The organism is Pseudomonas sp., from assembly GCF_049645325.1.
Lineage (GTDB): Bacteria > Pseudomonadota > Gammaproteobacteria > Pseudomonadales > Pseudomonadaceae > Aquipseudomonas.
In genome coordinates, this window is the sequence record NZ_JBARTQ010000483.1 from 1 (window position 1) to 6,331 (window position 6,331).

At 62.2% G+C, this 6,331-nt stretch carries 8 protein-coding genes; all 8 read right to left on the reverse strand.

Annotated features, from left to right (window positions below; genetic code table 11):
• Nucleotides 1-114: 114 nt before the first annotated feature.
• Nucleotides 115-507: a DUF2802 domain-containing protein gene (locus tag WBB95_RS20765; RefSeq protein WP_424489288.1), complete on the reverse strand. Its 393-nt coding sequence runs from the start codon at nucleotides 505-507 to the stop codon at nucleotides 115-117.
• On the reverse strand, nucleotides 508-990 hold the full coding sequence (locus WBB95_RS20770) for a chemotaxis protein CheW (protein ID WP_010564003.1): 483 nt from the start codon (nucleotides 988-990) through the stop codon (nucleotides 508-510). It lies immediately after the preceding gene.
• Between the two features lie 80 nt (nucleotides 991-1,070).
• Nucleotides 1,071-1,880, reverse strand: coding sequence for a CheW domain-containing protein (locus tag WBB95_RS20775; protein WP_424489289.1), 810 nt, complete (start codon nucleotides 1,878-1,880; stop codon nucleotides 1,071-1,073).
• Nucleotides 1,880-2,668 (reverse strand): ParA family protein, encoded by a 789-nt coding sequence (locus WBB95_RS20780; RefSeq protein ID WP_424489290.1) that lies wholly within the window; start codon nucleotides 2,666-2,668, stop codon nucleotides 1,880-1,882. The genes WBB95_RS20775 and WBB95_RS20780 overlap by 1 nt, the downstream gene beginning before the upstream one ends.
• Nucleotides 2,669-2,718: 50 nt before the next feature.
• The gene (gene motD / locus WBB95_RS20785) at nucleotides 2,719-3,606 is read right to left on the reverse strand and encodes a flagellar motor protein MotD (protein WP_424489291.1); all 888 of its coding nucleotides are present in this window, start codon (nucleotides 3,604-3,606) and stop codon (nucleotides 2,719-2,721) included.
• Between the two features lie 16 nt (nucleotides 3,607-3,622).
• Nucleotides 3,623-4,363, reverse strand: a complete 741-nt coding sequence (locus WBB95_RS20790) for a flagellar motor protein (protein ID WP_424489292.1) — start codon at nucleotides 4,361-4,363, stop codon at nucleotides 3,623-3,625.
• The gene (locus WBB95_RS20795) at nucleotides 4,363-5,499 is read right to left on the reverse strand and encodes a protein-glutamate methylesterase/protein-glutamine glutaminase (RefSeq protein ID WP_424489293.1); all 1,137 of its coding nucleotides are present in this window, start codon (nucleotides 5,497-5,499) and stop codon (nucleotides 4,363-4,365) included. The genes WBB95_RS20790 and WBB95_RS20795 overlap by 1 nt, the downstream gene beginning before the upstream one ends.
• Before the next feature lie 48 nt (nucleotides 5,500-5,547).
• Nucleotides 5,548-6,331 (reverse strand): chemotaxis protein CheA (locus tag WBB95_RS20800; protein ID WP_424489294.1); only part of this gene is annotated, 784 nt, incomplete at its 5' end.

Below are 6,331 nucleotides of genomic sequence, written 5' to 3' on the forward strand. Positions count from 1 at the left end.
CGTTTTGGTTACTTTTGCGCTCTATAAAAAGTGACCCGCTGTAAGAGCGGAACCCATAGAGGCCATCACCCCAAAAACGGATACGCACACAAAACCGGATCCACACACAAAACCTCAGCCCTTGTGCAACTTGCTCATCAACTGCGCCTCAGCCTGGGTCAACCCACACGACTGCGTCAGCTCATCCACCGTAGCCCCCATCCCCACCAACTTCGCCGCCTGAGCAAACGAAAGGTTCGACGGATCACGCTGTTCCAGCTGCACCAACCGGTCCGGCAAGGGCCCGAGGATCGCGCGCAGTTCGTGCACTTCATCCCCAACCTTCACCGCACTCTGCTGGAAGTGATCCACGCGCTTGACCAATTCCAGCACACGTCGATCACGCACGGCGTCGCGCTCGGTCTGTTGCAGGGCCAATTCGCGTTGCTGGCGCATAAAGCGCAACAGGAACGCCAAGGTCCCGGCCCACAACAGGGCCAGGACAATCACCGCCGCCTCAAGGAACAATCAGATGCTCTCCAGTTCCGACCACTCTTCTTCGCTCATCATCTTGTCCAGCTCAACCAGAATCAGCAGCTCGCCGTTCTTGTTGCACACGCCCTGGATAAACTTGGCGGATTCTTCGTTGCCCACGTTCGGCGCGGTTTCCACTTCCGATTGGCGCAGGTAAACCACTTCGGCCACGCTGTCGACCATGATACCGACCACTTGCTTGTCGGCTTCGATAATCACGATACGCGTGTTGTCGTTGACCTCGGTCGGCACCAGGCCAAAACGCTGGCGGGTGTCGATCACCGTCACCACGTTGCCGCGCAGGTTGATGATGCCCAGCACGTAGCTTGGCGCACCCGGTACCGGGGCGATCTCGGTGTAGCGCAGCACTTCCTGCACGCGCATCACGTTGATGCCATAGGACTCGTTGTCCAGTTTGAAGGTCACCCATTGCAGGATCGGATCATCCAAACCTTGTGCGGACGCTGACTTGTTCATACCCCTGACCCCTTCAAATGCCGCTGTGTACGGCGTGTGTGCTTCTTCGGCCGCGCAACCGCGCGGCCCTTATTGTTCAATCAACTGCGTTTGTTCTGCGCCATCGTCTTCACGGCGCCGCTGGCGATCAACTCGGCCAGTTCGGCGACATCCAGCAAGGCGCACATGTGTTCGATCACGGTGCCCGCCAGCCAAGGCCGTTGGCCCCGGTGGCTGCGCCATTTGATTTCATTCGGGTCCAGGCGCAACGAGCGGCTGACTTGATGCACCGCCAGCCCCCACTCGTAGCCCTGCACCGAGATCACGTACTGCAAACCCTGGCGAAAGTCGTCACGGTAGCGGTCGGGCATCACCCAACGCGCGGTGTCGAGCACCTTGAGGTTGCCGGCCTGGCTGGGCAGGATGCCAAGGAACCACTCCGGCTGCCCGAACAGTGGCGTCAGCTCCTGGCCTTCCAGCGAGTAGATCGACCCCAGGCACACCAGCGGCACCGCCAGGGTCAACCCGGCGACGTCGAACAGCAGGCATTCGAACGGCTCGGCGGCCCACGACGGGCGGCCATCACCGGTCACCGGCGGCGGCGTGATGCTCGGCGGCAGGTGAACTTCCACCACGGGCTCGACCACCACGGGCGCCAACACCACCGGCGTGATCGGCTCCACCACCGGCGCGGGTGCAGCCACAGCCACCGGCACGACGTGCGCATCGCGGGCTTGTTCTTCCAGCACTGCCAGCTGAAATTCATCCAGCGTGCTTTCAGGTTCTACCGCCGGCTCCAACACCAGAATCGGTTCCGGCAGTTCCTCCGCGGTCGCGTCCTGCAGCAAGGCATCCAGGTAGGATTCCAGCGCCAGTTGCGGCCGGGTCTTGAGTTCAACGGGACGGTTCATCACGCCACCTGCGCCACAAGCTGCTGCGACAGCAGGTGCTTGAGCAACGCGCGGTAAGCCAGCACGCCACGGCTCTTGCCGTCGAACTGCGAAGGTGTGAGACCGGCGCGGCTGGCGTCACGCAGGCGTGTGTCAACCGGGATATAGCCATTCCAGATGGTGTCCGGGTAGGCATCGCGCAATACGCGCAGCGTGCCGAGGGACGCCTGGGTGCGGCGGTCGAACAAGGTCGGCACGATGCTGAACGGCAGCGCCTGTTTGCGCGAGCGGTTGATCATCGCCAGAGTGCTGACCATGCGCTCCAGGCCTTTGACCGCCAGGTGCTCGGTCTGCACCGGGATCACCAGTTGCTGGCTGGCTGCCAAGGCATTGACCATCAACACACCGAGCAATGGCGGGCTGTCGATGATCGCGTAGTCGAAGTCCTGCCACAGTTGCGCCAGGGTCTTGGCGATCACCAGGCCCAGGCCGCTCTGCCCCGGCGACTGACGCTCAAGGGTGGCCAGGGCGGTGCTGGATGGCAGCAGGGAAATGCGTTCATTGCTGGTAGGCAACAGCAGTTGCCCGGGCAGGTCGGCGGGCACGCTGCCCTTGTGCAGGAACAGGTCGTAGCAGCTGTGCTCCAGCGCATCCGGGTCGTAGCCGAAGTAGCTGGTCATGGAGCCGTGAGGGTCCAGGTCGACCACGACCACGCGCTTGCCCGCCTCGGCCAGCAAGCCGGCTAAGGCGATGGACGTGGTGGTCTTGCCGACCCCACCTTTTTGATTGGCAACTGCCCAGACTCTCATTCAGTTGGTTCCTCCCGGCAGGCAGTGGCGCGACCGAGACATTGCATAGGTTATTTGGCCGGTGACGGAGAATTGACGGCGCTCTGACGAACCGACGGCTTGACAGCAGGTGGTGCAGTTTGTGTGCCAGCCCGCTTCAACGCCGCATCCGGTGTTGCATTGGCCGTGCCGGTGCCGGTCAGGCTGCGGCGCACATCCAGGTTACGCGACACCACCAGCACCACGCGGCGGTTGCGCGCGCGCCCTTCGGCGGTGGCGTTATTGGCCACCGGCTGGAACTCACCATAGCCCACCGAGGCCAGTCGCTCAGGGTTGACGCCCTGCATGGCGAGCATGCGCACAATGCTCGCGGCGCGCGCCGATGACAGCTCCCAGTTGGTCGGGTACTGCGCAGTGGCAATCGGGAAGTTGTCGGTAAAGCCTTCGACGTGGACCGGGTTTTCAAACGGTTTGAGGATCGCCGCGACCTTGTCGATGATGGTGAACGCCTGATCGCTCGGCATCGCATCGGCGCTGGCGAACAACAGGCTGGAGTTCAGCTCGATCTCGACCCACAACTCATTGCCGCGCACGGTCATCTGGTTGGACTTGATCAGATCGCCAAACGCGGCGCTGATGTCGTCGGCAATGCTTTTCAACGGGTCGCTGGTGCCACCCACGCCGGCGGCGATTTCATCGCTGTCGTTGACCAGCGGCTTGGCCGGGGTCACGGTCTTCGGCCGCTCTTCGCCAATCGGGATGGGCTTGAGCGCGCGGTCGGCGTCGCTGAACACGCCAATCAGCGCCTGGGAAATGACTTTGTACTTGCCTTCATTGATCGACGAGATGGAGTACATCACCACGAAAAACGCGAACAGCAAGGTGATGAAGTCCGCGTAGGACACCAGCCAGCGTTCGTGGTTAACGTGTTCTTCAGGCTCGCGACGGCGACGGCTCACTGGCAACTCCCTCCCATCAATCCATGAAACCCTGGAGCTTCAATTCAATGGAGCGCGGGTTCTCACCTTCGGCAATCGACAGAATGCCTTCAAGCAACATTTCGCGATAACGCGATTGGCGCATGGCGATCGACTTGAGCTTGCTGGCCACCGGCAACAGCACCAGGTTGGCACTGGCCACGCCATAAATGGTCGCAACGAATGCCACGGCAATGCCGCTGCCCAGTTGCGACGGATCGGCCAGGTTGCCCATCACGTGGATCAGGCCCATCACCGCACCGATGATGCCGATGGTCGGCGCATAGCCGCCCATGCTTTCAAAGACTTTGGCGGCATTGATATCGCGGCTTTCCTGCGTATAAAAATCCACTTCCAGGATGCTGCGAATGGCTTCCGGTTCGGCACCGTCGACCAGCAATTGCAGGCCTTTGCGCGAATAACTGTCGGGTTCGGCGTCGGCCACGCCTTCCAGGCCCAGCAGGCCTTCCTTGCGTGCGGTGAGGCTCCAGTTGACCACGCGGTCGATGCCGCCTGGCAGGTCGACGCGTGGCGGGAAAATGATCCACACCAGAATCTGCATGGCGCGCTTGAACGAGCTCATGGGCGACTGCAGCAACGCCGCACCGACGGTGCCGCCGATCACGATCAGCGCCGCCGGGCCGTTGGCCAAGGCGCCGAGGTGGCCGCCTTCGAGGTAGTTGCCGCCGATAATCGCGACAAACGCCATGATGATGCCGATCAGGCTCAATACATCCATCAGAGACAGGCCTCCACCAGATGCTTGCCGATGTCGTCCAGGCTGTAGACGGCGTCGGCCAGGTCAGCCTTGACGATGGCCATGGGCATGCCATAGATCACGCAGCTGGCTTCGTCCTGGGCCCAGATGGCGCTGCCGCCCTGCTTGAGCAGGCGCGCGCCTTCACGGCCGTCGGCGCCCATGCCGGTCAACACCACCGCCAGAACTTTGTCGCCGTACGACTTGGCCGCCGAACCGAAGGTGATGTCCACGCAAGGTTTGTAGTTGAGGCGCTCGTCGCCCGGCAGGATTTTGATCGCGCCACGGCCATCGACCATCATCTGCTTGCCGCCTGGGGCCAGCAACGCCAGGCCAGGACGCAGGATGTCGCCATCCTCGGCTTCCTTGACGCTGATGCGGCACAGCTTGTCCAGGCGCTCGGCGAAGGCCTTGGTGAACGCGGCGGGCATGTGCTGGATCAACACGATCGGCGCCGGGAAGTTGGCCGGCAATTGGGTCAATACCCGCTGCAGGGCAACCGGGCCACCGGTGGAGGTACCGATGGCGACCAGCTTGTAGGCTTTGCGTTTGGGTGCAGGCGAATGAGCGCTCGGTGCGGGTGCACGAACGGGCGCTACCGCAGGCCGGGCAACCGGTGCAGGCGCTGGCGCAGGGCGACCAAACGCGGTGCTGGTCGGTGCGGTGGGCGCAGCAACGGGTGCAGGCGTCGGTGCAGGCGCACTGAACAGGCTGCGACGGTTACTGCGCGAAATGCTGTGCACCTTCTCGCACAGCATCTGCTTGACCTTATCGGGGTTGCGCGAGATGTCTTCGAAATTCTTCGGCAGGAAATCCACCGCGCCGGCGTCCAGCGCATCCAGGGTGACCCGGGCGCCTTCGTGGGTCAGCGAGGAGAACATCAACACCGGGGTCGGGCAGCGCTGCATGATGTGCCGAACTGCCGTGATGCCATCCATCATCGGCATCTCGTAGTCCATGGTGATCACGTCCGGCTTCAACGCAATGGCTTGATCAATCGCCTCTTTGCCGTTGGTGGCCGTACCGACCACCTGGATGGTTGGATCGGCGGAAAGAATTTCCGAGACGCGGCGGCGGAAGAAACCCGAATCGTCCACCACCAGGACCTTGACTGCCATAAACACTCCGTTAGGTGGGGCGGGCAATACCGCCCTGCCCCACCAGAATCAAATACGCCGAGCGGCGTAACGCTTGAGCATGCTCGGAACATCGAGAATCAGCGCGATCCGACCGTCACCGGTGATGGTCGCGCCCGACATGCCCGGGGTTCCCTGCAGCATTTTGCCCAAAGGCTTGATGACCACTTCTTCCTGGCCAACCAGCTGATCGACGACAAAGCCGATGCGTTGGGTGCCCACGGAGAGAATCACCACATGGCCTTCGCGCTGCTCTTCATGCTTGGCCGAAGCCACCAGCCAGCGCTTGAGGTAGAACAGTGGCAACGCCTTGTCGCGCACGATCACCACTTCCTGGCCATCCACCACGTTGGTGCGCGACAGGTCGAGGTGGAAGATCTCGTTGACGTTGACCAGCGGGAAGGCGAAGGCCTGGTTGCCCAGCATCACCATCAGGGTCGGCATGATCGCCAGGGTCAACGGCACCTTGATGACGATCTTGGAGCCCTGGCCCTTGGTCGAGTAGATGTTGATCGAGCCGTTGAGCTGGCTGATCTTGGTCTTCACCACGTCCATGCCGACGCCACGGCCGGACACGTCGGAAATCTCGGTTTTGGTCGAGAAGCCCGGGGCGAAGATCAGGTTGTAGCACTCGGTGTCGGTCAGGCGGTCGGCGGCATCCTTGTCCATCACGCCACGCTTGACGGCGATATTGCGCAGAATCGCCGGGTCCATGCCTTTGCCGTCATCGGTGATCGACAGCAGGATATGGTCGCCTTCTTGCTCCGCCGCCAGAATCACCTTGCCGCCACGGGACTTGCCCGAGGCTTCGCGT